Annotated in this window: 19 protein-coding genes and 1 tRNA gene; 13 read left to right on the top strand and 7 right to left on the bottom strand. The window is 59.8% G+C overall.

The features are described from left to right. Positions 1-12: 12 nt before the first annotated feature. Together argJ and ACI2KA_RS22975 are read right to left on the bottom strand one after the other, a co-directional pair. Positions 13-1254: a bifunctional glutamate N-acetyltransferase/amino-acid acetyltransferase ArgJ gene (argJ, locus tag ACI2KA_RS22970; RefSeq protein WP_404504771.1), complete on the bottom strand. Its 1242-nt coding sequence runs from the start codon at positions 1252-1254 to the stop codon at positions 13-15. A gap of 87 nt (positions 1255-1341) precedes the next feature. Further along, positions 1342-2208, bottom strand: a complete 867-nt coding sequence (locus ACI2KA_RS22975; RefSeq protein WP_404504772.1) for a peptidylprolyl isomerase — start codon at positions 2206-2208, stop codon at positions 1342-1344. 243 nt (positions 2209-2451) lie between these two features. Here ACI2KA_RS22975 and secA point away from each other — a divergent pair, with 243 nt between their 5' ends. The 5 genes from secA (at position 2452) to ACI2KA_RS23000 (ending at position 10224) form a co-directional block, all read left to right on the top strand. After that, positions 2452-5160 (top strand): preprotein translocase subunit SecA, encoded by a 2709-nt coding sequence (secA, locus tag ACI2KA_RS22980; RefSeq protein ID WP_404504774.1) that lies wholly within the window; start codon positions 2452-2454, stop codon positions 5158-5160. Between the two features lie 133 nt (positions 5161-5293). Next, positions 5294-6187, top strand: a complete 894-nt coding sequence (locus tag ACI2KA_RS22985) for a DMT family transporter (RefSeq protein ID WP_404504775.1) — start codon at positions 5294-5296, stop codon at positions 6185-6187. Positions 6188-6268: 81 nt separating this feature from the next. Further along, positions 6269-7471, top strand: coding sequence for a glucans biosynthesis protein MdoC (gene mdoC, locus ACI2KA_RS22990; RefSeq protein WP_404504776.1), 1203 nt, complete (start codon positions 6269-6271; stop codon positions 7469-7471). Positions 7472-7528: 57 nt separating this feature from the next. After that, complete coding sequence (gene uppV / locus ACI2KA_RS22995; protein WP_404504777.1) at positions 7529-8944, top strand: Wzx-type polysaccharide biosynthesis protein UppV; 1416 nt, start codon at positions 7529-7531, stop codon at positions 8942-8944. A gap of 8 nt (positions 8945-8952) precedes the next feature. Further along, entirely contained in the window at positions 8953-10224 is a 1272-nt protein-coding gene (locus tag ACI2KA_RS23000) for a GNAT family N-acetyltransferase (protein ID WP_404504778.1), read from the top strand. 51 nt (positions 10225-10275) lie between these two features. On the opposite strand, the gene uppQ is transcribed toward ACI2KA_RS23000, so the two are convergent. Continuing rightward, on the bottom strand, positions 10276-10911 hold the full coding sequence (uppQ, locus tag ACI2KA_RS23005) for a polysaccharide biosynthesis GNAT family N-acetyltransferase UppQ (protein ID WP_404504779.1): 636 nt from the start codon (positions 10909-10911) through the stop codon (positions 10276-10278). A 297-nt stretch (positions 10912-11208) separates the two neighbouring features. On the opposite strand from uppQ, the gene ACI2KA_RS23010 reads away from it, so the two are divergent. After that, positions 11209-11293 (top strand) — tRNA-Leu (locus tag ACI2KA_RS23010). A gap of 264 nt (positions 11294-11557) precedes the next feature. After that, a complete protein-coding gene (locus tag ACI2KA_RS23015; protein WP_404504780.1) occupies positions 11558-12073 on the top strand; it encodes a disulfide bond formation protein B in 516 nt (171 codons plus the stop codon). A 29-nt stretch (positions 12074-12102) separates the two neighbouring features. Here ACI2KA_RS23015 and ACI2KA_RS23020 read toward each other — a convergent pair whose 3' ends face one another. Further along, the gene (locus tag ACI2KA_RS23020; RefSeq protein WP_404504781.1) at positions 12103-12660 is read right to left on the bottom strand and encodes an HNH endonuclease; all 558 of its coding nucleotides are present in this window, start codon (positions 12658-12660) and stop codon (positions 12103-12105) included. A gap of 315 nt (positions 12661-12975) precedes the next feature. On the opposite strand from ACI2KA_RS23020, the gene ACI2KA_RS23025 reads away from it, so the two are divergent. The 4 genes from ACI2KA_RS23025 to ACI2KA_RS23040 all read left to right on the top strand — a co-directional run bounded on the left by ACI2KA_RS23025 (position 12976) and on the right by ACI2KA_RS23040 (position 16303). Beyond that, positions 12976-13275 carry a hypothetical protein gene (locus ACI2KA_RS23025; RefSeq protein ID WP_404504782.1) on the top strand — a complete coding sequence of 100 codons (300 nt, stop codon included), beginning with the start codon at positions 12976-12978 and terminating at the stop codon, positions 13273-13275. Between the two features lie 150 nt (positions 13276-13425). Continuing rightward, entirely contained in the window at positions 13426-14031 is a 606-nt protein-coding gene (locus tag ACI2KA_RS23030; RefSeq protein ID WP_404504784.1) for a transglutaminase-like cysteine peptidase, read from the top strand. A gap of 217 nt (positions 14032-14248) precedes the next feature. Further along, positions 14249-15040, top strand: a complete 792-nt coding sequence (locus ACI2KA_RS23035) for a metallophosphoesterase family protein (protein WP_404504785.1) — start codon at positions 14249-14251, stop codon at positions 15038-15040. 300 nt (positions 15041-15340) lie between these two features. Then, positions 15341-16303, top strand: a complete 963-nt coding sequence (locus ACI2KA_RS23040) for a glycosyltransferase family 2 protein (RefSeq protein WP_404504786.1) — start codon at positions 15341-15343, stop codon at positions 16301-16303. Positions 16304-16343: 40 nt separating this feature from the next. Here the strand turns inward: ACI2KA_RS23040 and ACI2KA_RS23045 are convergent, their stop codons facing one another. Beyond that, entirely contained in the window at positions 16344-17816 is a 1473-nt protein-coding gene (locus ACI2KA_RS23045) for a lipopolysaccharide biosynthesis protein (RefSeq protein WP_404504787.1), read from the bottom strand. A 58-nt stretch (positions 17817-17874) separates the two neighbouring features. Beyond that, positions 17875-19098 (bottom strand): glycosyltransferase family 4 protein, encoded by a 1224-nt coding sequence (locus tag ACI2KA_RS23050; protein ID WP_404504788.1) that lies wholly within the window; start codon positions 19096-19098, stop codon positions 17875-17877. Between the two features lie 333 nt (positions 19099-19431). Here ACI2KA_RS23050 and ACI2KA_RS23055 point away from each other — a divergent pair, with 333 nt between their 5' ends. Next, positions 19432-20553 carry an acyltransferase family protein gene (locus ACI2KA_RS23055; RefSeq protein ID WP_404504789.1) on the top strand — a complete coding sequence of 374 codons (1122 nt, stop codon included), beginning with the start codon at positions 19432-19434 and terminating at the stop codon, positions 20551-20553. Between the two features lie 57 nt (positions 20554-20610). After that, complete coding sequence (locus tag ACI2KA_RS23060) at positions 20611-21939, top strand: hypothetical protein (RefSeq protein ID WP_404504790.1); 1329 nt, start codon at positions 20611-20613, stop codon at positions 21937-21939. Positions 21940-22050: 111 nt separating this feature from the next. On the opposite strand, the gene ACI2KA_RS23065 is transcribed toward ACI2KA_RS23060, so the two are convergent. Next, the gene (locus ACI2KA_RS23065; protein WP_404504791.1) at positions 22051-23103 is read right to left on the bottom strand and encodes an acyltransferase family protein; all 1053 of its coding nucleotides are present in this window, start codon (positions 23101-23103) and stop codon (positions 22051-22053) included. Between the last annotated feature and the right edge of the window lie 9 nt (positions 23104-23112).

Consider the following 23112-nt stretch of genomic DNA (forward strand, 5'->3'; position numbering starts at 1 on the left):
CGGCTCCAACGGTCAGCTCCGGTAGTCGCCGTTGATCGCAACATATTCCTTCGTCAGGTCACAGGTCCAGACGGTGGCCGTGCCATTGCCGAGACCGATATCGACCTTGACCGGAATGTCTTCCAGCCGCATCACCGCGCTGGTTTCCGCTTCCGAATAATCCGGGTCGCGCTCACCGTTTACGGCCACGCGCACGCCGCCGAACCAGATGGCGAGACGGTCGCGATCGGCCATTTCGCCGGACTTGCCGACGGCCATGACAACACGGCCCCAATTGGCGTCTTCGCCGGCAACCGCGGTCTTCACCAGCGGCGAATTGGCGATGGAAAGGGCGATCTTCTTGGCGGCGGCATCGTTTTCCGCGCCGGTCACGGTGACTTCCACCATCTTGCGCGCGCCTTCGCCGTCACGAACCACCTGCAAGGCCAGATCCTTCAGGAGATCGTTGAGTGCGGCACGGAAGGAGGACAGGCGCTCGTCATCGGCGCTCGTCACCTTTACCTGACCGTCTTCGGCCGCCGCACCCGTGGCAAACAGCATCAGCGTATCGGAGGTGGAGGTATCGCTGTCGACCGTCACGGAATTGAAGGTCGGGCCGACGCCGGCAGACAGCAGGGCCTGCAGCGCGGCGGGTTCGATATCGGCATCGGTCACCACGAAGGACAGCATCGTCGCCATGTCGGGCGCGATCATGCCGGCACCCTTGGAAATGCCGTTGATGGTCACGATCACGCCGCCAATCTCGGCGGTGCGGGTCGCGACCTTCGGATAGGTGTCGGTCGTCATGATCGCCTTGGCGGCTTCCTGCCAGAAATCGGCTTCCGCCCGAACATTCATGTCGCCCAGAACACCGGCGAATTTTGTCGCATCCAGCGGCTCGCCGATCACGCCGGTCGATGCGAGGAAAACCTCGCTTTCGGAGCAGCCGACGGCGGCGGCGGCGGATTTCGCCGTCAGTTCGGTCGCGGCCTTGCCCTTGACGCCGGTAAAGGCATTGGCGTTGCCGGAATTGACCACCACGGCACGGGCCACGCCGCGGCCGAGATTGGCGCGGCAGAAATCAACCGGTGCGGAAGGGCATTTCGATCTGGTGAAAACGCCGGCCACGCTTGCCGGCTTGTCGAACACCATCAACAGAACGTCCGTGCGGTTCTTGTACTTGATGCCGGCGGCGGCCGTCGCCATGCGAACACCGCGCAGCGCAGGCATGTCGGGATAGGATTTCGGAGCAAGCGGAGAAACGGCAACGGACATGGGAAAGCGCCTGAAATTCTGGAACGGAGGTATGGGAGTGCCTGAGATGAAACGGGGCGGCCCGTAGCCGCCCCGCACCATGAGTCTTTACTGCTGCGGCTGCTGAGCCTGCTGTTCCTTCGAGGCTTCGTCGTAGCCCTTCTTCAGTGTCTCATCCATGATTTCGATCTTCTGGTCAGCCTTTGCCTTCTCGATGAGGGCAACGTACTTGTCGCGCATGACAAGCTGACGAACCTGCGGCTCGACCTGCTCGAAAGCCGGCGGCGGGGCGATGCGCTTGTCTTCCAGCTTGATGACGTGGAAGCCGAACTGGGTCTTCACCGGGGTCTTGGTGTAGGCGCCCTTTTCGAGGCCGAAAGCGGCTTCCTCAAATTCCGGCACCATGCGGCCCTTGCCGAACCAGCCGAGATCGCCGCCGTCGTCCTTGTTGGAATCGGTCGACTTTTCCTTGGCGAGTGCTGCGAAATCCTTGCCCGAATCAAGCTGCTTGATGATGTCCTTGGCTTCATCCTCGCTGGCGACGAGAATATGCGCGGCCTTGATTTCCTCTTCCTGCGGCAGGGCTGCGACTTCCTTGTCGTAGCGGGCCTTCACCTCGTCATTGGTGACGGCGTCGACCACATGCTTGCGGAAATAGGCGTTGTGCAGCTCGCGGTCCTGGATGAAATCCATGCGCTTCTTGAAATCCTCGGTCTTTTCCAGACCTTCGGCGGTCGCGTTCTTCACCAGAAGCTTGACGTCGATGGCGCCGGAAAGGGCCGCGACCTTCTTCTGCTCGTCAGGCAGCTGCGCGAGCTGCGGGTCGAGATTGCTCATGGCGAGATCGAGTTCGGACTGGTGGATCTCCAGATCGCCGACCTTGGCGACAACCTTGTCTTCCTGTGCGAAAGCCGGAAACTGAAGGCCGAGCGTGGCCACAATCACCGCGGCCGCAATTTTATTATAGCGCAACATTTTGAACCTTTCGGGGACAATGCCGGCTCCAGACATGGTTTCCGGCTCTGAAAAAACTTCCAAACACCGGATTGTGGCCATTCTGTAACGGGCAGAACCGTTGACATCATTTGCCCCCCCTCTTATCTGTCACGCAACCTCGCGTCCAGATACGTTGAAGGGCGAACTCCGTCATTTGTTGCTGAAATCGGCATGACGGAAAAAAGCGCCCGCGAAAACGGAATTTCAGAAAGGGCCAGTAAGATGGTCAGTCTCGGCGGAATAGCCCGCAAGTTGTTCGGTTCGGCAAATGATCGCCGCGTCCGCTCCTATAAAAGCAAGATCGCAGCCATCAATGCGCTGGAAGAGGCCACCAAGGCACTTTCCAACGAAGCGCTGGCGGCCAAGACGGCGGAATTCCGCCAGCAGCTTGCCGACGGCAAGACGCTGGACGACCTGCTGATCCCGGCTTTCGCCGTTGCCCGCGAAGCCTCGCGCCGCGTTCTGCACATGCGCCCCTTCGACGTGCAGCTGACCGGCGGCATGATTCTGCATGGCGGCGCCATCGCCGAAATGAAGACCGGTGAAGGCAAGACGCTGGTGGCGACCCTTGCGGTCTACCTCAATGCGCTCGCCGGCAAGGGCGTGCATGTCGTCACCGTCAACGACTACCTCGCCAAGCGCGACGCGGCCACGATGAGCAGGCTCTATGGCTTCCTCGGCCTGACGACCGGCGTCATCGTCCACGGGCTGGACGACGACCAGCGCCGCGAGGCCTATGCCTGCGACATCACCTATGCGACGAATAACGAACTCGGCTTCGATTATCTGCGCGACAACATGAAATACGACCGCGCCCAGATGGTGCAGCGCGGCCACAACTACGCGATCGTCGACGAAGTCGACTCGATCCTGGTCGACGAGGCGCGCACGCCGCTCATCATTTCCGGCCCGCTGGACGACCGTTCCGACCTCTACAACACCATTGACGCCTTCATTCCGCTGCTAACGCCGGAAGATTACGAAATCGATGAGAAGCAGCGTTCGGCCAACTTCTCCGAAGACGGCACCGAAAAGCTCGAAAACCTGCTGCGCCAGGCGGGCCTCTTGAAGGGCGAATCGCTGTACGACGTCGAAAACGTCGCCATCGTCCATCACATCAACAATGCGCTGAAGGCCCACAAGCTCTTCACCCGCGACAAGGACTATATCGTCCGTAACGACGAAATCGTCATCATCGACGAATTCACCGGCCGCATGATGCCGGGCCGCCGTTATTCCGAAGGTCAGCACCAGGCGCTGGAAGCCAAGGAAAAGGTGCAGATCCAGCCGGAAAACCAGACGCTCTCTTCCGTCACCTTCCAGAATTACTTCCGCATGTATACCAAGCTTGCCGGCATGACCGGTACGGCGGCGACGGAAGCGGAAGAATTCGGCAACATCTATGGCCTCGACGTCATCGAAGTGCCGACCAACCTGCCGATCCAGCGTATCGACGAGGACGACGAGGTCTACCGCACCGGCGAAGAGAAGTTCCTGGCGATCATCACCGAGATCAAGGCGGCGCATGAGCGCGGCCAGCCGGTTCTGGTCGGCACGACATCGATCGAAAAATCCGAGCTTCTGGCAAATATGCTGCGCCAGTCCGGCTTTACCGATTTCCAGGTCCTGAACGCCCGTTACCACGAGCAGGAAGCCTATATCGTTTCGCAGGCCGGCGTTCCCGGCGCCGTCACCATCGCCACCAACATGGCCGGCCGCGGCACCGACATCCAGCTCGGCGGCAATGTCGAGATGCGTCTCGAGCGCGAGCTCGAAGGCATGGAGCCGGGTCCGGAGCTTGACGCCAAGGAAGAGGCGATCCGCGCCGAAATCAAGGTGCTGAAGGAAAAGGCGCTTGCCGCCGGCGGTCTTTACGTCATCGCCACCGAACGCCACGAAAGCCGCCGTATCGACAACCAGCTGCGCGGCCGTTCCGGCCGTCAGGGCGACCCCGGCCGCTCGAAATTCTACCTGTCGCTTCAGGATGACCTGATGCGCATCTTCGGCTCCGAGCGCATGGATTCAATGCTGCAGAAGCTTGGTCTCAAGGAAGGCGAGGCCATCGTCCATCCTTGGATCAACAAGGCGCTGGAGCGCGCCCAGAAGAAGGTCGAAGCCCGCAACTTCGAAACGCGCAAGAACCTTCTGAAATATGACGACGTGCTGAACGACCAGCGCAAGGTGATCTTCGATCAGCGCCTCGAGCTGATGGAAGCCGACAATATCGGCGAAACAGCCGCCGACATGCGCAATGAAGTCATCGAAACGCTCGTCGCCAAGCATATTCCTGAAAACGCCTATGCCGAACAGTGGGATATCGCCGGCCTGAAGGCGGGTATCGCCCAGTTCCTGAACCTCGACCTGCCGGTGGAGGAATGGGCGAAGGAAGAGGGCATCGCCGAGGACGACATTCTTCAGCGCGTCACCGAAGCCGCCGACAGATATGCCGCCGAGCGTGCGGAACGTTTCGGCCCGGACATCATGACCTATGTCGAACGTTCGGTCATTCTCCAGACGATCGACCATCTGTGGCGCGAACATATCGTCAACCTCGACCATCTGCGTTCCGTCGTCGGTTTCCGTGGTTACGCCCAGCGCGATCCGCTGCAGGAATACAAGGCGGAAGCCTTCGAGCTGTTCCAGACGCTGCTCGCCAATCTGCGCGAAGCCGTCACCGCCCAGCTGATGCGCGTGGAACTGGTGCAGCAGGAACCGCAGCAGCCGGAACTGCCGGAAATGACCGCCCATCATCTCGACCCCGTCACCGGCGAAGACGAGATGTCACAGGGCGTCCCGGCCGCTTTCGTGCCCGCCGCGGAACGCGATCCGAACAACCCGGCCACCTGGGGCCGTATCGGGCGCAACGAAATGTGCCCCTGCGGCTCGGGCAAGAAATACAAGCACTGCCACGGCGTTTACGAGCAGGCTTAAGCAAAGCCGGAATATAAACGGCGATCGCCCGCAACCTCGGTTGCGGGCGATCGTCTTTGCCGCCGTCATTGCTGTTGACGGATGTAAGCGCTTTCCAATATGGGAGCGCGATCATCTTCCGGAAAATGCTCCCATGGCCCCTCGCGATTTCGCCGCCTATCTCTTTCTCGCGCTTGCATGGGGAATGTCCTTCCTGCTGCTGCTGCATGTGGTTGCGGCCTTCGGCTGGATCGGCGCTGTCACGCTGCGCTCTCTCGTCACCGCCGTCACGCTGTTTCTCATCGCGCGGGCGGCGCGTCGGACACTCGCCTTTTCGGCCGGCTGGCATGCCTTCGCGGTCGTCGGCGCAACGACGGTTGCGGGACAGCTGATCGGCCTTTCTTACGCGACACCGCTGATCGGCACCGCCATGGCCGCCATCCTGGTGGCGACCATCCCGCTTTTTTCCATGCTCATCTCACAGGTCTGGGGTCTTGAGCGCCTCACCAGACAGGGGAGCATCGGCCTCGTCATCGGTTTCGGCGGCATCGTGCTGCTTGTCGGCTTTCCCGCCGTTCCCGTCACCACCGGCTTCATCATCGGCTGCGCTGCCGCCGTCGCCGCCTGCATCTGCGCCGCCTATGGCAGCAATTACGCAAGCCAATACCTCAAGGGCGTGGGGGCCTGGGAAATCACCATCGGCTCCTTCCTGACGGGAGGCATGATGACGCTGCCGCTGCTTCTGGCCGTGCCCCTGCCCGGAACGCCCCGCCTCATCGACTATGGCTACCTCCTCGTCCAGGCGGTGGTGATGAGCGGCCTCACCTATATCACCTATTTTCGCCTGGTCTCGACCATAGGCGCGACCAGGGCGATCAGCGTCGAATTCGCCGTCACCGTCGTGGCGGTTCTGGTCGGCGCTCTGGTGCTCGACGAGCCGCTGTCGCTTCCCCAGCTCTTCGGCGCCGGCATCATCATTTTCGGCTGCGCCCTGGTGCTCGACCTCCTGCCCAGGAAAAAGGCGCCGCCCACCCCTTCCGGCGCATGAAGGGTTTATTAGCTTTTTCCACCAATAGTCGTGTCGGCCGTTGCGGATCACACGGTATCGCGTTTTCGGCGCGGGGGAAAAATGCAGCCGGGCAAGTCAGACTATGAGCATTACTGGGACCCGCTCAGGGCTCTCCTCATGCTTCTCGGCATTCCCTACCACGCCTCCCTGCTCTACAGCCATGCCCTGCCATGGGACATCAAGGACTTCGAAACCAGCCCGTTTCTGAGCGCGCTTGGCGCAGCGCTCGTCACCTTCCGCATGCCGGCGTTTTTTCTGGTCGCCGGATATTTCTCCACCATGGTCATTGGCAAGAAGGGCAAGGGACGCTGGCTCGGACAGCGTTTCCTCCGCCTCGGCGTCCCCTTCATCGTGGCGGTTCTTCTGCTCGGGCCGTTACAGCTGTTCCTGCTGCAATTGGCCGGTATCGCCAGGGGCGATATACCGGCGGACCGGCTGCTTGAGAGCCCTCCCGGTTTGCTGCACCCGAGCGAACAGTGGATCATGCATCTCTGGTTCCTGCCGGCCCTCATCGCCTATTCCGTCCTGCTGGCCGGCCTGCTTTTCCTCGCGCAATGCCGACCGTGGACCCATGCGAGAGACTGGTTCGACAATCTGCGGCAGCGGCACGCCCTTCTGTTTTTCGCCATGCTCTGCCTCTTTCCCATATTGTGGGAGGTGACGGTCTATGGATCCGGCCTGCTGGCGGCTGGAAGCGGAAACAGGTTGCTTGTTCTTTATGAGCGCGCTTCCGATCCGTATGCGCGTTATCTGCCATTCTTCCTCGTCGGCGCATTGCTTCAGCGTGATCGGGTTCTTTTCCATCGCTTTCGCCAGACCGGACCTCTCACGGCCATTGTCGCTGCGGCAGCCATCGGGGCGGCGGTGACCCTGCGCCTGCAAAATCCCTTCTCAAACTCGGCCCTGCTGGTGCTGGTTTCGGCGATCGCGGCAGTGGCGGCGAGCCGCCTGCTGATCGATCTCGCCTGCCGTTATTTCGACAGGCCGAGCCGGCTTGCCAGACGCATGACGGACGCCTCCTTCACCATTTACCTGTTTCATCATCCGCTGGTTTACGCCTTCGGTACGCTCTTCATTTTGATCGCGCTGCCGCCGATACTGGAATTCGCCATCATCGTCGCAGCCACCACCGCAACCGCCTATCTGCTGCACCAGGCGATACGCCGCAGCACGCTTGCCCTTTTCCTGTTCAACGGCATTCGCAGGCCAACAAAAGCTGATGGTGTCGGGACACAGTTCCCCAGCTCCCAAACCCTTCGTTAAGGATAAAGCGCCTATACTCGGCCTGCCTATTCAACTGGAAATGATGGCGTGTGGATCATGGCTATCCTCAACACGGCGGAAAAAGCCTTACCCGCAGGTCTGCGCGCCAAACTTGCGCCGCTGGTGGCGAAAGTCGCCGTCATCGGCCTCGGGGGCGACGATGTCTCCCGCGCCCAGCGCATGGCGCTGGTTGCCTTCGCGGTGCGCATCGTCAGCGCCGGCATTGCCTTCCTGTCGCAGATCATCCTCGCCCGGCTGATGGGTGAGTTCGAATATGGCCTGTTCGCCTTTGTCTGGGTTCTGGTCATCCTGTTCGGTAATCTTTCCTGTCTCGGCTTTCATACCACCGTCATCCGCTTCCTGCCCGGCTATCGCCTGGAGGAAGCCCATGACAAGATCATGGGGCTGACCTCGACAGCCCGTGTCTTCGCCATGCTGTCCGCAAGTGCGCTGGCGCTTTGCGGTTTCGTATTCCTGTATGTCTTCGGTGAGCGCATCGCCGCCTATTATCTCATTCCCGTTTCGCTGGCGCTTTTCACCCTGCCCATGGTGGCGCTGGGCGACGTGTTGAACGGCACGGCCCGCGCCAATGGCTGGGCCGTTTCCGCGCTCAGCCCCACCTATATCGTCCGCCCGGTGCTGATCCTGCTGTTCATGCTGGCGGCAATCGCTCTCGGTGCCGACAAGACCGCGACGACGGCCATGCTCGTGGCGCTTCTCGCCACCTATGTCACCACGATCTGTCACTTCGCCTTCCTCAATCGCCGGCTAAACCAACATTTCCGCAGCGTCGCCCGCAGGGTCCATTTCCGACACTGGATCAAATTCGCCTTTCCGGTCTTCCTGATCGACGGCATCGGTTTCCTCATGACCAATTCCGATGTGGTGATCGTCGGCCTTTATCTGCCGCCGGATCAGGTCGGCATCTATTTCGCTGCGGCAAAAACCATCGTGTTGATGCAATTCGTGTTTTTCTCGGTGCAAGCGGCCGCGGCGCCGCGTCTGGCCGCCCTGATTTCGGCCAATGACAGGCAGGGCCTTTCCGGTTTCGCCAGCCAGGCCGCGCGCTGGGCTTTCTGGCCATCGCTTGCCGTCGGCGGCGTGGTGCTGCTGGCCGGGCCGTTTCTGCTGTCGCTGTTCGGTCCCGGCTTCGTGCAGGGATACGAGCTGATGTTTTTCCTGTTTGCGGGCTTCCTCGCAAAAGCGATGATCGGTCCGGGAGAAACGCTGCTGAACATGGCCGGCAAACAAAAATTGTGCGTTGTGCTTTATATTATCATCTTCGGTTGCAACATTGCACTCAACATGGCGCTCATTCCGGTCTATGGTCTGGCAGGGGCTGCGGCAGCGGTCGCGATAGCCATGTGCATAGAAGCTGTGCTATTGCATATTGCCATTCGCCGCACACTCGGGATCGTCCTTTTTGCCTTCAACGATCCCCGGGCGGGTCAAGACACTGGGAAGGCGGTGTAACGATAAGCATGTCCAGCGATCCAAAGAATCCGGACTTTCAGGACCCGCGCATCGCGGCGCTGATGGCGTCTGCGGAGCGTGACCGCCCCGTGGCCGACAGCAGCCGGCGTGTGGGGCGCGACGGCCGGGAGTTCTGCATCTATCCGGGTCAGCTCGGTTACGACATGCAGGAAGAACTCGACTTTCTGTCCAACCGCGTCATGGAGGCCAATGTCTTCTTCACCGGCCGGCTTCTTGCACCCGCCATGCCGCGTATCGACGACAAATCCGTGCGCTTCGCGCTTATCCGCGATGAGAACGGTGCCCGAAGCCGCATGCGGTTTCTGATGCCGTTTACCGTGGAGAAGCCGGGCTTTTCCATCGGTCCCTCCATTATTCGCGTCTGGGCCAATCCCTTCGGGCCGCTCGGGACGCCGCTGGTCGATACCGAGGGCGCCGCCGAGACGCTCGATAATCTTTTCGACGCGCTTTCCGATCGGGACATGCGCCTGCCGAATGTCCTGGTGCTGCCGGATGTGCGGCTGGAGGGGCCTTTTGCCCGGATGTTCAGGGCAATCGCGCTCAGCCGCAACCTGCCGGTGACAACGACGGGGCACTATCATCGGCCAATGCTGGAAAGCCTGCTCGACGGCAGGGCCTATCTGCAGAACGCCCTTGCCCCACACCATTTGCGGGAAATGCGCAGGCAGTGGCGCCAGCTCGAAAGACTGGGGGCGCTCTCCTACAGCGTGACCCGCCAGCCCAAAGACGTGCGTTACCGCATGGAGGAATTCCTGGCGCTGGAGGCCAGCGGCTGGAAAGGCCGCAAACGCACGGCACTGGTCAACGACCGCTATCGCGCCGCCTTCGCCCGCGAGGCGATCACCAATCTGGCCGAAGCCGATGCGGTGCGCATCCACACCATCGATCTCAACGGCAGCGCCATCGCGTCGATGGTCGTCTTCATTACGGCCGGTGAGGCTTACACGTGGAAGACCGCCTTCGACGAGGCCTATGCGCAATTTTCACCCGGCAAGCTGTTGGTGCAGAAACTGACGGACTGGCACCTGGACGACGCCAATATCCTGCGGAGCGACAGCTGCGCGGTGCCCGACCATCCGATCATGAGCCGTTTCTGGCAGGAGCGGCAGGAAATGGGCACATTGGTCGTCGGGCTGAGCCAGAATAGCGACCGCGACGTGCGCCAGGTTTCCACACAGGTGGACATGTATCGCAACACGCGCAACCTCGCCCGCAGCCTGCGGCAGAAGATTCTGTCCTTCGGACGCAAGGGCGCTTGAAAAAACGGAGGACGCCGGCGGGGCGCCCTCCGGATTTACCGCATGCGACCGTCAGCGCGAGGCCGTGCGGATCATCTTGCACAATTGCGTCAGCGCAGCGTCGTATCCGCCGCCGAGAATCTCGGCGCAACGGCGGGCGAGCCTGATCTGCTCGGTCCGCGACATGTCATTATAAGCCTGAATGGCGTTGCGCATGGCGCCGGGAGACATCGTTCCCGAACCGCCGCCGGGATTGGAGGGGCTTGCGGGATTTCCGGGCGTGCCGCTCGATCCAGAGCCGCCGATGCCCAGGCCGACGCCAAGGCCGAGACCACTCGATCCGCCCACATTGGCCCCGACATTGGCATTAATGCCGCTCGAACCGCCGACCGAGGCCGTGGCACCCGCATTGACGCCGCTCGAACCACCAACCGACGCGTTGACATCGGCATTGACCCCATTGCTGCCGCCGACGGACGCGTTGACATCCGCACCCAGTCCGCCGCCGCTTCGGCCGCCGACATCGGCGCTGGCATTGACGCCGCTGCTGCCGCCAACGGAGGCATCGACCCCGAGCCCGCCGCTGCCATTGCCGCCGACACTGGCATTCACCCCGTTTTCGCCGCCGATGCCGATATCCAGCGCATGCGCGTTGACCGGTAGAATCAGACAGGCCGACAATAATAAATTGCGAGAAAGCGCCCTCATAATTTCCTCCCTATGAGTTTGGCTTCTCCCGCCCCGCGTGGACATTCCACCCCGACATTATAATTCAATTAGCAATTGCGTATATTCTGATTTATTAGAGGAGACTAATATTACCTTAACGTCGCAGCGGCATCCGTATCGGGACGGCACGGCCGCACCCTGCCGCGGCATCCCCCGCGTCTACGCCGATGCCAGGTAACGGCGCAGGCCATGGCATCGGCAAACACGCCAAATTCACAGCTTTGGGGTTGCACGCATGGCCTCGACCATGATAGACGCCGTGGCATTACCACCGTTGCCCCAATGGCGGAATTGGTAGACGCGCCGCACTCAAAATGCGGTTCCGAAAGGAGTGCTGGTTCGATCCCGGCTTGGGGTACCATTTCCAAAATCGCTTTGACTTCCTGCGTGTTACCCTTGGATTCCCAGGAAACCCGATTGTGCGAACCGTCTTCCGGCACGCTCACGAAAGCTTGCTTGCAGGCCGCCTTTTCTGACCGGGCTTTCATTTGCCAGATGCAAAGGACTGGATTAGACGAGTCCCGTAACATCCGCTTTGACCGGCGACTTAATTTCGCCATCACGCCCGCCTTTTTGAAAGTCCGTTCAGGATATCTGCTTCTTCGCGAAGTTTGGGGAAAACATCATGGCCAATGCAACGACTGCCGACAACAGCCGCACGCTCGCCGCGCTTGCGGTGACGGCGGGAATGATCTTTACCGTCGGCTCCGCCCTCGGTTTCCAGCATATTGGCGGTTACACGCCCTGCGCCCTGTGCCTGCTGCAGCGCGATCCTTATTATTACGCCATTCCGCTGGGCATATTGGCCATTGCGACCAGCGTCTTCAAACTGCCGACCCAGATCACACGGCTGCTGCTTGCCCTCATCGGCGTGGCGATGCTGATCGGCGCCGGGCTGGGCGTCTATCATGCCGGCGTCGAATGGGGTTTCTGGGAAGGCCCGATCACCTGCGCCACCGGGGCTCCGTCCATCACCACCAATGCCGGCGACCTGCTGGGCAATCTCAATGCCATCAAGGCCCCCTCCTGCAATGATGCAGCGCTTCGGGTGCTCGGCCTTTCCTTCGCAGGCTGGAATGTCATCGCAAGCGTTGCACTTGCGGCCATCGCCTTTTTTGGCGCGAGCCGTAAAAGCCGGTAAACGGAAAACCGCCTTGCAGTCCTGAGGGGTCAGGGCTGCAGTTCGGTATCCCAGTAAAGATAGTCCATCCAGCTTTCGTGCAGATAGTTGGGCGGGAACAGCCGCCCGTTATTGTGCAAATCCTGAACCGTCGGCTGGAAGGGCTTCTGCGCCGGGAACATGCCCGCCTGCTTGGGAAGCTTGCTGCCTTTTTTAAGGTTGCACGGAGAACAGGCCGCCACGACATTGTGCCAGGTGGTTTCGCCGCCATGCGCGCGGGGAACCACGTGGTCAAAGGTGAGGTCGTCGCGCGAGCCGCAATACTGGCATTCGAACTTGTCCCGAAGGAAAACGTTGAAGCGCGTGAAGGCGGGGTTGCGGGTGGGCTGCACATAGGTCTTGAGGCTGACGACACTCGGCAGCCGCATGGAAAAGCTAGGGGACGACACCGCGTGATCATATTCTGCAATGATGTTCACACGGTCGAGAAAAACAGCCTTGATCGCGTCCTGCCAGGACCATAACGACAAGGGATAATAACTCAGTGGCCTGTAGTCTGCGTTCAGAACGAGCGCCGGCAGGGCCTGTGGGGAAACTGCAATCGTCAAGGGCTTCTCCTGAGCGATTCGGCATCTGCACTTGTATATTAGGTCCGTTGTTACAGGATTGTGAAGCCTATAAATGCAGCGGAGAAGAGCTTAATTTTTCAGCGGGAAAAAGGCCCTTTTATGTTCCGGCCCGCCTGTCTGAAGGCATGGCGCCCGGTGGCGGCGCAACAGCGGCACGATGGCGATTCGCCTCTTCGTGCGACGTCGAATCCTTCTCCCATTCGACGTGGCATTGATGATATAATCATCCCGGCGGGCGATACAAAAACGGAGCGCCGGAAGCCCGCCATTCGCTCCACCATCGGGAGAGGCGGCATGGTTTCGCGCCGGTATCTATCGACGGCATTGCGGACCGGACTGGCGGCGGGCCTATTCGTCTTCGCCGCAGGCCCGGCCGTCGTGGCGCATGCGCAGCAATATCAGAATTTCGAAGTGACGCCGGACGGGCATGGCGGCGGGCAAGGCACGATCGGGAGGCGCAATTTCGAGGTCTACCGCAATTATGACCGGCCGCCGGCCAACCGCGCCGCGCCTGATACACGACGGGAGCGTGGAAATCCCGTGCCGCAACAAAGCTGCATTGTCGATGCCCAGGGGCAAACCCGCTGCAAATGACATCCGGCACGTGCCGCGCTTGCCGTCACCGTCAACCGGGCGGCAACAAAATTCAATTTCGTTAAAAAGCAATCTATCGACTTAAACGGCCCGCAAGAAAGGGCGGCTATGGTGCCAGGCACAAGAAAACAACTGTGCAGGGGCAAAGACATGGCGAAGAAAACATTCCGTCTGGCGAAGACTTTGGCCATCGCCGCTGGCGTGGCGGCAAGCATTGCAACGGCCGCGTCGGCCATCCCGCTCGGCGGCCTGGCGAAGAACCCGGCGGCCTCACGGCCCGGCCAGTTCATGACGACAACCCGTCCGACCATCGCGCCCATCGCCTTCGCGAAATTCTGCGACAATGCCGCCGACCAGTGCATCCGGATCGGCGATCGCGATACCGTCGAGCTGACGAAACAGAAGCGTGCGGAACTTCAGCGCATCAACGCCGAGATCAATACGGCGATAAGCTATGTTGGCGAATTGGACGGCGAGGACGAATGGAAGCTGAACCCGGCAAGTGGCGATTGTGACGACTACGCGGTGACCAAACGGCAACGCCTGCTACGCGCCGGCTGGCCCTCGGGCGCCCTGCGCATCGCCACCGCCCGCACTCCGACCGGCATCGGCCATGCGGTTCTGGTCGTCAGCACCAGCCAAGGCGATCTGGTGCTGGACAACCGCACCAATGTGGTCAAACCCTGGAAATCGGTGGACCTGAAATGGATCAAGATCCAGTCGCACGAAAACCCGCGCGTCTGGCTGAAGCTCTAGATCCCGGAAGCGCGGAACCATATGTTTCGCGTATGAAAGACGCCTTCTTCTGACGCCGAGCGGAAGCAATCCGTTTCGCGCAAACCGCCTCCGGCAGCCTTGTTCGAAGGCTGCCCTGGCGACGGCATGATCCCGGCGCCGGAGCAATCCCGGCGGGTCACAGGGCATCCGCTTTCAGCGCTCTTGACCTGATGCAGGAGAGACAGTATCGGCAGCTATGCCCAAGGTGCTCAACTGGATTCGCGGTCGCAGACAGCCAGCCTCCCGAGATGACCGGAGGCGGCGCAGAATAGACCTTGGCGACAAGCCGGCCTCCTTTCCGATTTATGCCATTGGCGACGTGCATGGCAGCCTTGATCTGCTCTTGCAGGCGGAGCGAAAAATCCTCGCGGATCTGGCGGGCAACCCCTCCCCCGCTCTTGTCGTTCTTTTAGGAGATTATGTTGATCGCGGGCGCGATTCCTGCGGCGTTCTGGAGCATCTGCTGCAGCCACCACCCGCGCCGCTGCGCCGCATTGCGCTTTGCGGCAATCACGAGCAGCTTTTCGGCGACTTCCTTGAAAATCCGCAGGACAACATGCACTGGCTCGATTTCGGTGGCCGCCAGACGCTTCTGTCCTATGGGGTCGACTTCGATTATTTTCTGCAAAAGGGCCGCCTGCGGCTCCAGCCGTTCAAGGATGCCCTGCTTGGCGCAATCCCGCAGACCCATCGTCAGCTGTTATCCAACCTGCCGATCTGTGCCCGCGTCGGGCCTTACATCTTCGTGCATGCCGGTTTGCGGCCGGGCGTGCCGCTCGAGGGGCAGACCGACGAAGACATGTTGTGGATCCGCGAACCTTTTCTTTCGCGCGGCGCGGGACTGGACCTCATCGTCGTCCATGGCCATACGCCGGTGACGGAACCGGAAACCGGGCCGCAACGGATCGGCATCGACACCGGCGCTTTCACGACGGGCCGGCTGACGATCTTGAAAATTCTGGAGTCGGGTCTCTCGATCATCGCATAGGCGCGGGTTGCGCGTTCCAGCCCATCGGACTGTAACCCGCCGGCAACATGTCGGCCAAATATACTGATCCCCTGTCGACGGCCGCGATTTGCCTTCCTTCCCCACGTAAAATACCCTTAAAAAGATGAGCGCTTGAAGAGCGTGGCATATTTCAAGACATTCATACTTTATTTTAAATATTGAACACGACCCGTCGATACCGCCAGAAGTCGATCGATAGATGCCGCAGCGGCAAACCATGGGCAACGGACAGGTTTCGGGGTGTAGCAGGTCGTGAAACACTGATTTGCAAGAGGCTTCATGCGTTATTCCATTCTCATCCCGGCCTTCAATTCGGAAAGGAAGCTGGCGCGGACCTTGGACAGCCTGTGCCGGCAGAGCTTCACGGACTGGGAAGCCCTGATCATCGATGACGCCTCCACGGATGGAACCGCGGCGCTGGCCGAGGCCTACGCCATGCGCGACAGCCGCTTTCAGGTCGTCCGCCGGCCAGGCAATGCAGGCCCCGCCGCCGCCCGCAACGCCGGTATCGAGCTTGCCCGCGGCGAATGGATCGCTCTTCTCGATGCGGACGACGCCTATTTGCCCGACAGGCTGAAAAGACTGACGGAAATCTCCGAACATGCCGGCCTCGACATGGTCGCCGACAATCTCCTGCTTTACGATCTCGTTGCCGACAGCATTGTCGGCCCGGCCTTTTCAGCGGACTGCGCTCTTTCCAAATGGACGATCGAGAACCTTTGCGAAAACGACGGGCCGGGCCGGCAAAGCCACACCGGATGGTTGAAGCCGGTCTTCCGCAGACGCCTGCTTGAGGAGAACAACCTTCGCTATCGCGACGCCTTCCGTGTCGGCGAGGATTTTCTTCTTTATGCGGAGTTGATGCTGACCGGCTGCAGAGCCGCTATCCTCAACGAGGCGCTCTATCTCTATACAACGCCAACCGGCGCGGTATCCGGACAGCGCTCCACGTCCCAGACAGTCGTCAACAACGCACAGCTATTGGCGTCGAGCGACATCCTCATCGGCATGTTGCCGCAAGGCGACCAGCGGCGTGAGGCCCTGCTCGGGCGCAGGGCACGCATCAAGACTGCGCATTATCGAGAGCCGTTGAAAGCCGATATGGTGCGCCTTTATAAAAGCCGGAAACTCCTGTCACTCGCGGCAAGGACCATCCGGCATCCCGCTGCGTTTCGCGATATCCTGCTCGCGCAGCCACCGGTCCCGGGTCCTGAAAAATTGCGGGCGCTGCCGTTTTCGTGAGGCGGTGAACGGTGCCGGCAGCAACCGTCGCGCCGCGGCGTCAGCCGCGCGACAATATTTTGCGCAATTCTCCAACGCATGTCCTCGCGACAGTGGGCATGCCGGCATAAATCAACGCGGCATAAACACAGACGCCCATGGCAACCAGGGCCGCCAGAGAAACGGCCGGTGGCCAATGCCCGTCGATCATCAGCCCCGCCACGCAGACAGACGCGCCCATGATGATGGAGGCGCCCAGCGGTATTGCGACGACCTTGATGATTTTTCCGAATTCGACGCCGCCATGACGCTGGGTGTAGACAATACCCAATGGCCAGACGCCATAGACTTTTGCCACATGCGCCCAGGCCACCGGATAAAGGCCGAAGGGTGCGGCAAGGAAGCTCAGGCCGATACCGGCCAGCAATTGCAGGATCGATATTTTCAGATTGAGTTCCGGCCGCTTGATCGCCGCCAGCACACCCCAGGTAAAGGATTCCACCACGAAGGGAATGGCGATGAGGCAAAGGATTTGCAGGACGGGAACCGCTGGTTTCCAGTTCTCCCCGAACAGCACCGGAATGAATAGCGGCGCAACGGCCGCCATGCCGGCGAAACAGGGAAAGGCCAGCAGGCCCGAAAAACGGATGAAACCGAGGCAGGCCTCTTCAACCGATCCTTTCTGCGCATGGGCCTGAGAATAGGTCGCCATGGCCACCGAACCGAATGGAATGACGGCGAACTGGCTGACGAGGTCGATACAGCGCCAGCAAAGCCGGATATAACCAACCGCAGCGGGCGTCAGGAACATTGCCGCGATAAGCTCCTGGAGCCGCAGATTCATGGCCAATAAAAAACTGGCCGAGAAAATTCTGGACCCGAAACGCCATTGGTCCGCCGCATAATGCCTGAGGAAACGCCGGCGCGGCACCCAGCCGGACGCAAGCCAGTTCAGGACCGTGGTAACGATGCTGGCGATCAGCCGCTGGGCCACCATCGCCCACACACCCCATCCCTGAAGGGCAAGAATGATCGCGATGGCGCCGGCGGCCATGTTGGAAAAAATCGCCCGCATGGCGAGCTTGCGGAATGCGAATTCACGCTGCAGCCGGGCCTCATGGATGCTGCCGGCGCCCATGATGAAGAGCACGGCCGACAACGCCATCAATACCGGACCGAGTTCGGCAAGTCCGAACAGAACCGCAAGAAGAGGAGCGGCTGCTGCAAGCAGCGCGCATAACGCGCCGCCCCAGGCGAGGGAAAACCAGAAGGCGGTATCGGCATAATCTTCTTCCAGCTGCGGACGCTGCAGCACCGCCTCCGGCAAACCGCCGCGGGCGATGACAAGAATAATGTCGACAAAAACCGTTGCGATGGCGACGAGGCCAAATTCATCCGGCGTCAGCAGACGCGCGAGAATGAGAAAAACCGCAAAGGACAGGAAGACATTGCCATAACCGCCGACAGCGCTCCACAAGGCGCTTGTCACCGAACGTCTTTCCAGCCCCGGAGCATCATCCTTCGTTTTCAGCATTTGCACGCCCCAAGCGGCCGAGGCGACGCTTCATCCAGGGCCGCCGGACAAAGGGCCGTCATGCCGCCGCTGCCCTGCTTTTCGCCAGCACGTCCTCATAAAGCTTCACATAGTTCTCGCCCACCCGGCGCGAGGTGGATTCCTCGACGATGTTCCCGAAATCGGCTTCCGTCGGCAATTCTTCGCGCGACAGCGTCAGCACGCGGCGTATGCGCGCAGCGAGGTCCGTGGCGTTGCCCGGTTCGAACAGCCAGTCGTGATTGGTCTCGCCGATCAACTCCGGAATACCGCCGGAGGCGGCGCCGATGACCGGCACGCCCATGGCGTAGGCCTCATAAATCGTGCGCGGCGAAGGTTCGGCCCAGAAGGAGGGGACGATGAGGACGTCGATCTCTTCGAAAAACTCCTTCGGCCTCGCCCAGCCGATAAACTCGATCGGCAGGTCGCCCGCCTGCGCCTTGAAGCGCTCGATGGAATCATCCATCGCATGGCCGGCAACCAGACAGCGCCAGTCGCCGCCGCCGATTTCCTTAAAAGCATCGACCATATTGCCGACGCCTTTTTCGGTGTTGATACGGCCGATATAACCAAAGGTCAGCGGCCGGCCCACCCGGTCGATCCGCCGCCGCGCGACGGGATCCCCCTCCGGAACCGTGCAGGAATAAAAGATGACGCGGCGCAGGCTTTCCGGAATGTGATGAAAAAGCCCGTGATTGACGTGAGTCTTGAGGATTTCCGTACCCACGCTTGCGACCGCGCCGATATAACGCTGGGTAAATTTCTTGGTGAAGTTCACCGCCTGACAACCCAGATGGATGTGTTCGCAGGGTTTGCCGCCCTTGAACATGGCGGCATTGCCGCACAAGAGGTCATATTCGCAGATCGTATGGACGATCGGGATGCGGCGCTTATGCGCGGCCCGCCACACCAGCGTCGTCACGTCCAGCAGCGAGTGGGTGTTGAGAACGTCCGGTTTGAAATCGTCAAGAACGGCTTCGAACTGCTTCTCGACATTGAAGTTCCATTGCTGCTTGAGCTTCTGCATACGCCTTTGCTGTGGCGTATACTGTGGCCAGTCCTCAAGCCAGAAATCATTGTTGTGAAACATGCGGTAAACGCTGACGCCGTTGCGCACCGTCTTCGGTTCGGCCTGCCGCTCAATGCAGGCCGCGCCAACCGTATGTCCCATGGAGACGAGCTCCTCGGCAAGATGCTCGACCGAGCGTTCGCAACCGCCGACGATATGGGGCGGATAAAGGCTGCTGAGATGGAGAATTCGCATGCGGATACGCTCTATTTTCCTTCATAAAAATTTCTGTCTCCACTCCGGTCCGCGCCCCAACCCAAGCTCACACGCCTGGCTGTACGCCTGAAAAATAGACCGGTGGATGTAATGCCTAAAAAATCAACGTCAAAATATCGGAACTAAAAAGCACCGAAATCACCGGCATTTCAAGTGATTTTTTTGCGACGCGGCGGAATCAGCGCCGTATTGCAAAAAATAACATCCATTGATACTCATATTCACATATATGCGGGCAGCCTGCGCAAACACGGGTCGCCACCAATTTTACGACTTCATTTTACTTAATTTTATATTGGAAATGTGGATTTAATGACGTCTGACAGCGGCACAAAACCCGCAAGAAACTATAATCTCGACATGTTGCGGGGCCTCGCCGCGGTTTGCGTCGCCTATTCGCACCTGATCCTGAAGATGCACAACCGCGGTGAAACGGATGTGCTGACGCGCGGCCTTTTCAGCGCAACGAAGGTGTTTCTCGATGTCGGGAAACTCGGCGTGATCGTGCTGTTCGCCTTGGGCGGCTATTTCATCCTGTCATCGCTGCAAAATGCCGCCCGCCGATATCAGAGACCGCTGACCGCTTTCCTGCTGCACCGGTTTTTCCATCTTTATCCGGCCTATTGGCTTTCGCTCCTGTTCGGCGTGCTTCTGCCCTGGGACGATCCCGGCAGGATATTTCCAGCCGAGGTGGTGGCCATCAATGCGACGATGCTGCAGGGATTTTTCCTGACGGAAAATGTCATGGGCCTTTATTGGACCCTGCAGATCAACCTGACTTTTTATGCGATCTGCGCCCTGCTTTTCCTCGTCGGCCGCGCCGGCGATTTACGCGTCGTGACGGCGGCGACTGTTGCATTTTTCGTTTTTGCAGCGCTCATCTCGCTGATACGATACAAGTTCGGCATCAAGATGCCGGTTGCGCTGCCGCTCATGGTCGGCGTGTGTTTTCTGGCGTCGCTGTGGAAGGCGTCAAACGCCGGGCGCGACAGGGACAAGAGCCGATATGCGTGGATCGCCATCGGCGCGTTTTACGCGCTGCTCTTGCCCATCTGCCTCCTGGCTTATTCCCATGATTACGGCTTTGAGGAAACCTGGTATCGTTATACGATCAGTTATGGGACGGGCATGACGATTTTTCTGGCGGTCTCGGCAATGAAACGGCCGCTTCTCAATCGGCTGTCACCGCTCGGTAGCGCAAGCTACACCATTTTCCTGTGTCATCCGTCCGTTTATGCCGCCCTCGACAGGATCGGCTTTACCCCCACCGCGACCTCTCTCCCCCCATCCGTCATTCTGATCTGTTCGGTCCTCTGCGCCATCGCAAGCGGGTTGATTATCGATCGCGTCGTCCTGAAACCGGTGTTTGCCTGGGGCGAGAGTGTCGTCAGCGCGGTTTCCGGCCGACATCTGAATGCAACGTTCGCCCGCTAGACCAAAGCCGTAAAGCGAGCGGTCCGGTTTTGGCGGATATCGCATCAGGAGGCGCAAATGAAAGAAGACATGCACTTGGCCGCGCCCCTCATGACCCGGCGCGCATTGCTTTCGGCGGCGTCTTTCGCCCTTGCCGCGACGGGTGGCCTGCGTCCTTCCCCGTCGCAGGCCCAGACGGATGTTGCCGCCAGCACGGACGCTTTTCTCGACAGCGTCGGGGTATGCGGGCATTTCGCCCGCCCCCGTGGGATCTATCCGGAAAAATTCCAGCACATCCTGCCCGAACTGGAAGCTCTCGGCGTGCGCCATCTGCGTGACGAGGGGTTTATTGCGGCGGGAGACAGCCGCAACACCCCCGCCTTCCAGCGGTTGCGCCAGATCGTCGCCGCCGGCATCCGCCTCACAATCATCTGCTATGACGATCTCAATCCCTACTTCGCCACCCCGCTGGACAGGCTGGCGGCGTTCTACGACTGGTGTGACGGCGGCATCGAGATTTTCGAAGGCAGCAACGAACCTGTCCTCACCTCCGATCCGCAGAACGCCCCACGCCTTTCGGCGCGACACCAGGCAGCCCTGTACGAAGCCGTTCGTTCAGATCCGGGCCTGAACGCCGTGTCCGTCGCCGCGCCGAGCTATGTCCTGACCAACCGGGCGCTCGCCTCAGATCTGGCGCAGGTCTGCCAGTACGGCAATATTCATCCCTATGCCGGAATGGAACATCCCGAAACCACCGGGCCGGGCGCCCTCTCCAAATCCCTCGCCGCCTCGGCCCATATCGCCGCCGGGCGACCGACGCTCGCCACCGAAATCGGCTACCATACCTCGCTCCAGACCCAGAGCTTTCATTTCCCCGTCACCGAAAGCATCAAGGCGCGCTACATGCCGCGCATGCTTTTATGGTGCTTCCTCAGCGGAATCCGCAGAACCTACATTTATGAAATCGTTTCCAGCTTCGCCCAGGACGAGACCAATCCGGAATCGTCCTTTGGCCTGCTGCGCCATGATCTGAGTCGCACGCCCGCCTACGGAGCGGTTCGCGCCCTTCTTTCTCTCTGCACGGCGAAACGGCAGACCAAGCCGGCCGACCGCCGGCTGGCCTTCCTCGACAGCGTTTCCGAAAGAGTGTCCCTGCAGCTGACGAGACCCGATGGCGCCCTGCTTGTGCCGGTATGGCTCGCGCTCCCTGGCTGGCAATGGCCGGCCCGGATCGAAAACCCGCCGGCCGAACGCCCGGTCGCCTTCTCGGTGACCGGCCCCCATGACCAGATCATCGCGCATCGCTTCAACGACGACGGCTCCGTCAGCCGACACGCCATTCCGCGCGAGGACGGCCGTTACCGGTTTTCCGTCAGTGACCAGCTGACGGTTCTTGAGGTCTTCTGAGTGGGGGAAGTCCTCCCCTTTCCGATTGTTCGCGGGCGGCCTGTGTAAGCGGACAGTTCAGAAACGAAAATACCACCGCCGGATACCCGAAGCCCCCTTTGGTTCAACGGGTCAATGTTGAAGGGAAACACGCCTAACGCCATCTCTTTTCCGGTAGGCCTGATTAATCGGCGCCTCGATAAACCGATATGACGCCAGACCGAATAAAGTGGTCAATCCCAGAGCCAGACAGCTCGTGAGAACCAATGACGGGAAGCCAGCTATTCCTGTCATGCCAACAGCCTTCATCGATATCTGAATCATTAGATTGTGAACGAGATAGATCGAGTAGCTGGCATTCCCCAAAAGCACCAGGAACCAATGCTTGGCGACGTGACCGTTCTGTTCGAGGAAAACCAAACCCGCAACCAGCAGTAATCCAGCAACACCCCATGTCATGGGCCGCAGTATATTATTGTTATAGAGATTAAATCCCGTACTCGTGGCAACGATGACTAGGCCTCCCAACGCAATAAGAAACCACGCTGCCCGTGGCCCGAGAGCAGCCGGTTTGCCCCGTCTCGCACAAAAAAATGCCCCAAAGGCAGCACCCAGCGCAAAATCGAGGATCACGGGGCTGCTGTAATATTCAAGATAGTCGTTGAAATGAAAAAACAGGCCGGCAGCGACGAAAGCAAACAGGGAAAATACAAGGAAAAATATCCTGAGATAGAATCGCCGTACAATCATCAGCAAAGAAAATACCGCATAGAAGAACATCTCATAGTTCAATGTCCATCCGACAGATAAGATGGGCTCCCAAAAACCCGCCCGCTGAAAGGGTATGAAAAACAAAGATTTCCAAATGTAGCTCGGCTGCAAATCCATGACCCCCAAAGGACGGGCGCCCAGAAGAAAAATACAGACTATTACCAAAGTCATGATCCAATATATCGGAACGACTCTCACGATTCTGTTCGTTAAAAATCTGACCGGGTCGGCGTCCTTTTGATAGGTCGTCACAACCATTATAAATCCACTCAGGACAAAGAATATATCCACGCCGGAAGCGCCCGTTTCGTATTTCCTTACGCCTGGAAATACACGGTCAATCAACGGCATCAAATGATGAAAGAATACCAAAAGCGCCGCGATCGTCCGCAATACCTGAAGATTTACTATCATCAATAAAAC

The organism is Agrobacterium sp. NPDC089420 (assembly GCF_044900305.1).
Taxonomy (GTDB): Bacteria; Pseudomonadota; Alphaproteobacteria; order Rhizobiales; family Rhizobiaceae; genus Agrobacterium.

Bases quoted from the DNA above. Each gene is read 5' to 3' on its own strand.
- argJ (WP_404504771.1), bottom strand. From the start codon at position 1,254: ATGTCCGTTGCCGTTTCTCCGCTTGCTCCGAAATCCTATCCCGACATG.
- ACI2KA_RS22975 (WP_404504772.1), bottom strand. From the start codon at position 2,208: ATGTTGCGCTATAATAAAATTGCGGCCGCGGTGATTGTGGCCACGCTC.
- secA (WP_404504774.1), top strand. From the start codon at position 2,452: ATGGTCAGTCTCGGCGGAATAGCCCGCAAGTTGTTCGGTTCGGCAAAT.
- ACI2KA_RS22985 (WP_404504775.1), top strand. From the start codon at position 5,294: ATGGCCCCTCGCGATTTCGCCGCCTATCTCTTTCTCGCGCTTGCATGG.
- mdoC (WP_404504776.1), top strand. From the start codon at position 6,269: ATGCAGCCGGGCAAGTCAGACTATGAGCATTACTGGGACCCGCTCAGG.
- uppV (WP_404504777.1), top strand. From the start codon at position 7,529: ATGGCTATCCTCAACACGGCGGAAAAAGCCTTACCCGCAGGTCTGCGC.
- ACI2KA_RS23000 (WP_404504778.1), top strand. From the start codon at position 8,953: ATGTCCAGCGATCCAAAGAATCCGGACTTTCAGGACCCGCGCATCGCG.
- uppQ (WP_404504779.1), bottom strand. From the start codon at position 10,911: ATGAGGGCGCTTTCTCGCAATTTATTATTGTCGGCCTGTCTGATTCTA.
- ACI2KA_RS23015 (WP_404504780.1), top strand. From the start codon at position 11,558: ATGGCCAATGCAACGACTGCCGACAACAGCCGCACGCTCGCCGCGCTT.
- ACI2KA_RS23025 (WP_404504782.1), top strand. From the start codon at position 12,976: ATGGTTTCGCGCCGGTATCTATCGACGGCATTGCGGACCGGACTGGCG.
- ACI2KA_RS23030 (WP_404504784.1), top strand. From the start codon at position 13,426: ATGGCGAAGAAAACATTCCGTCTGGCGAAGACTTTGGCCATCGCCGCT.
- ACI2KA_RS23035 (WP_404504785.1), top strand. From the start codon at position 14,249: ATGCCCAAGGTGCTCAACTGGATTCGCGGTCGCAGACAGCCAGCCTCC.
- ACI2KA_RS23040 (WP_404504786.1), top strand. From the start codon at position 15,341: ATGCGTTATTCCATTCTCATCCCGGCCTTCAATTCGGAAAGGAAGCTG.
- ACI2KA_RS23045 (WP_404504787.1), bottom strand. From the start codon at position 17,816: ATGCTGAAAACGAAGGATGATGCTCCGGGGCTGGAAAGACGTTCGGTG.
- ACI2KA_RS23050 (WP_404504788.1), bottom strand. From the start codon at position 19,098: ATGCGAATTCTCCATCTCAGCAGCCTTTATCCGCCCCATATCGTCGGC.
- ACI2KA_RS23055 (WP_404504789.1), top strand. From the start codon at position 19,432: ATGACGTCTGACAGCGGCACAAAACCCGCAAGAAACTATAATCTCGAC.
- ACI2KA_RS23060 (WP_404504790.1), top strand. From the start codon at position 20,611: ATGAAAGAAGACATGCACTTGGCCGCGCCCCTCATGACCCGGCGCGCA.
- ACI2KA_RS23065 (WP_404504791.1), bottom strand. From the start codon at position 23,103: ATGATAGTAAATCTTCAGGTATTGCGGACGATCGCGGCGCTTTTGGTA.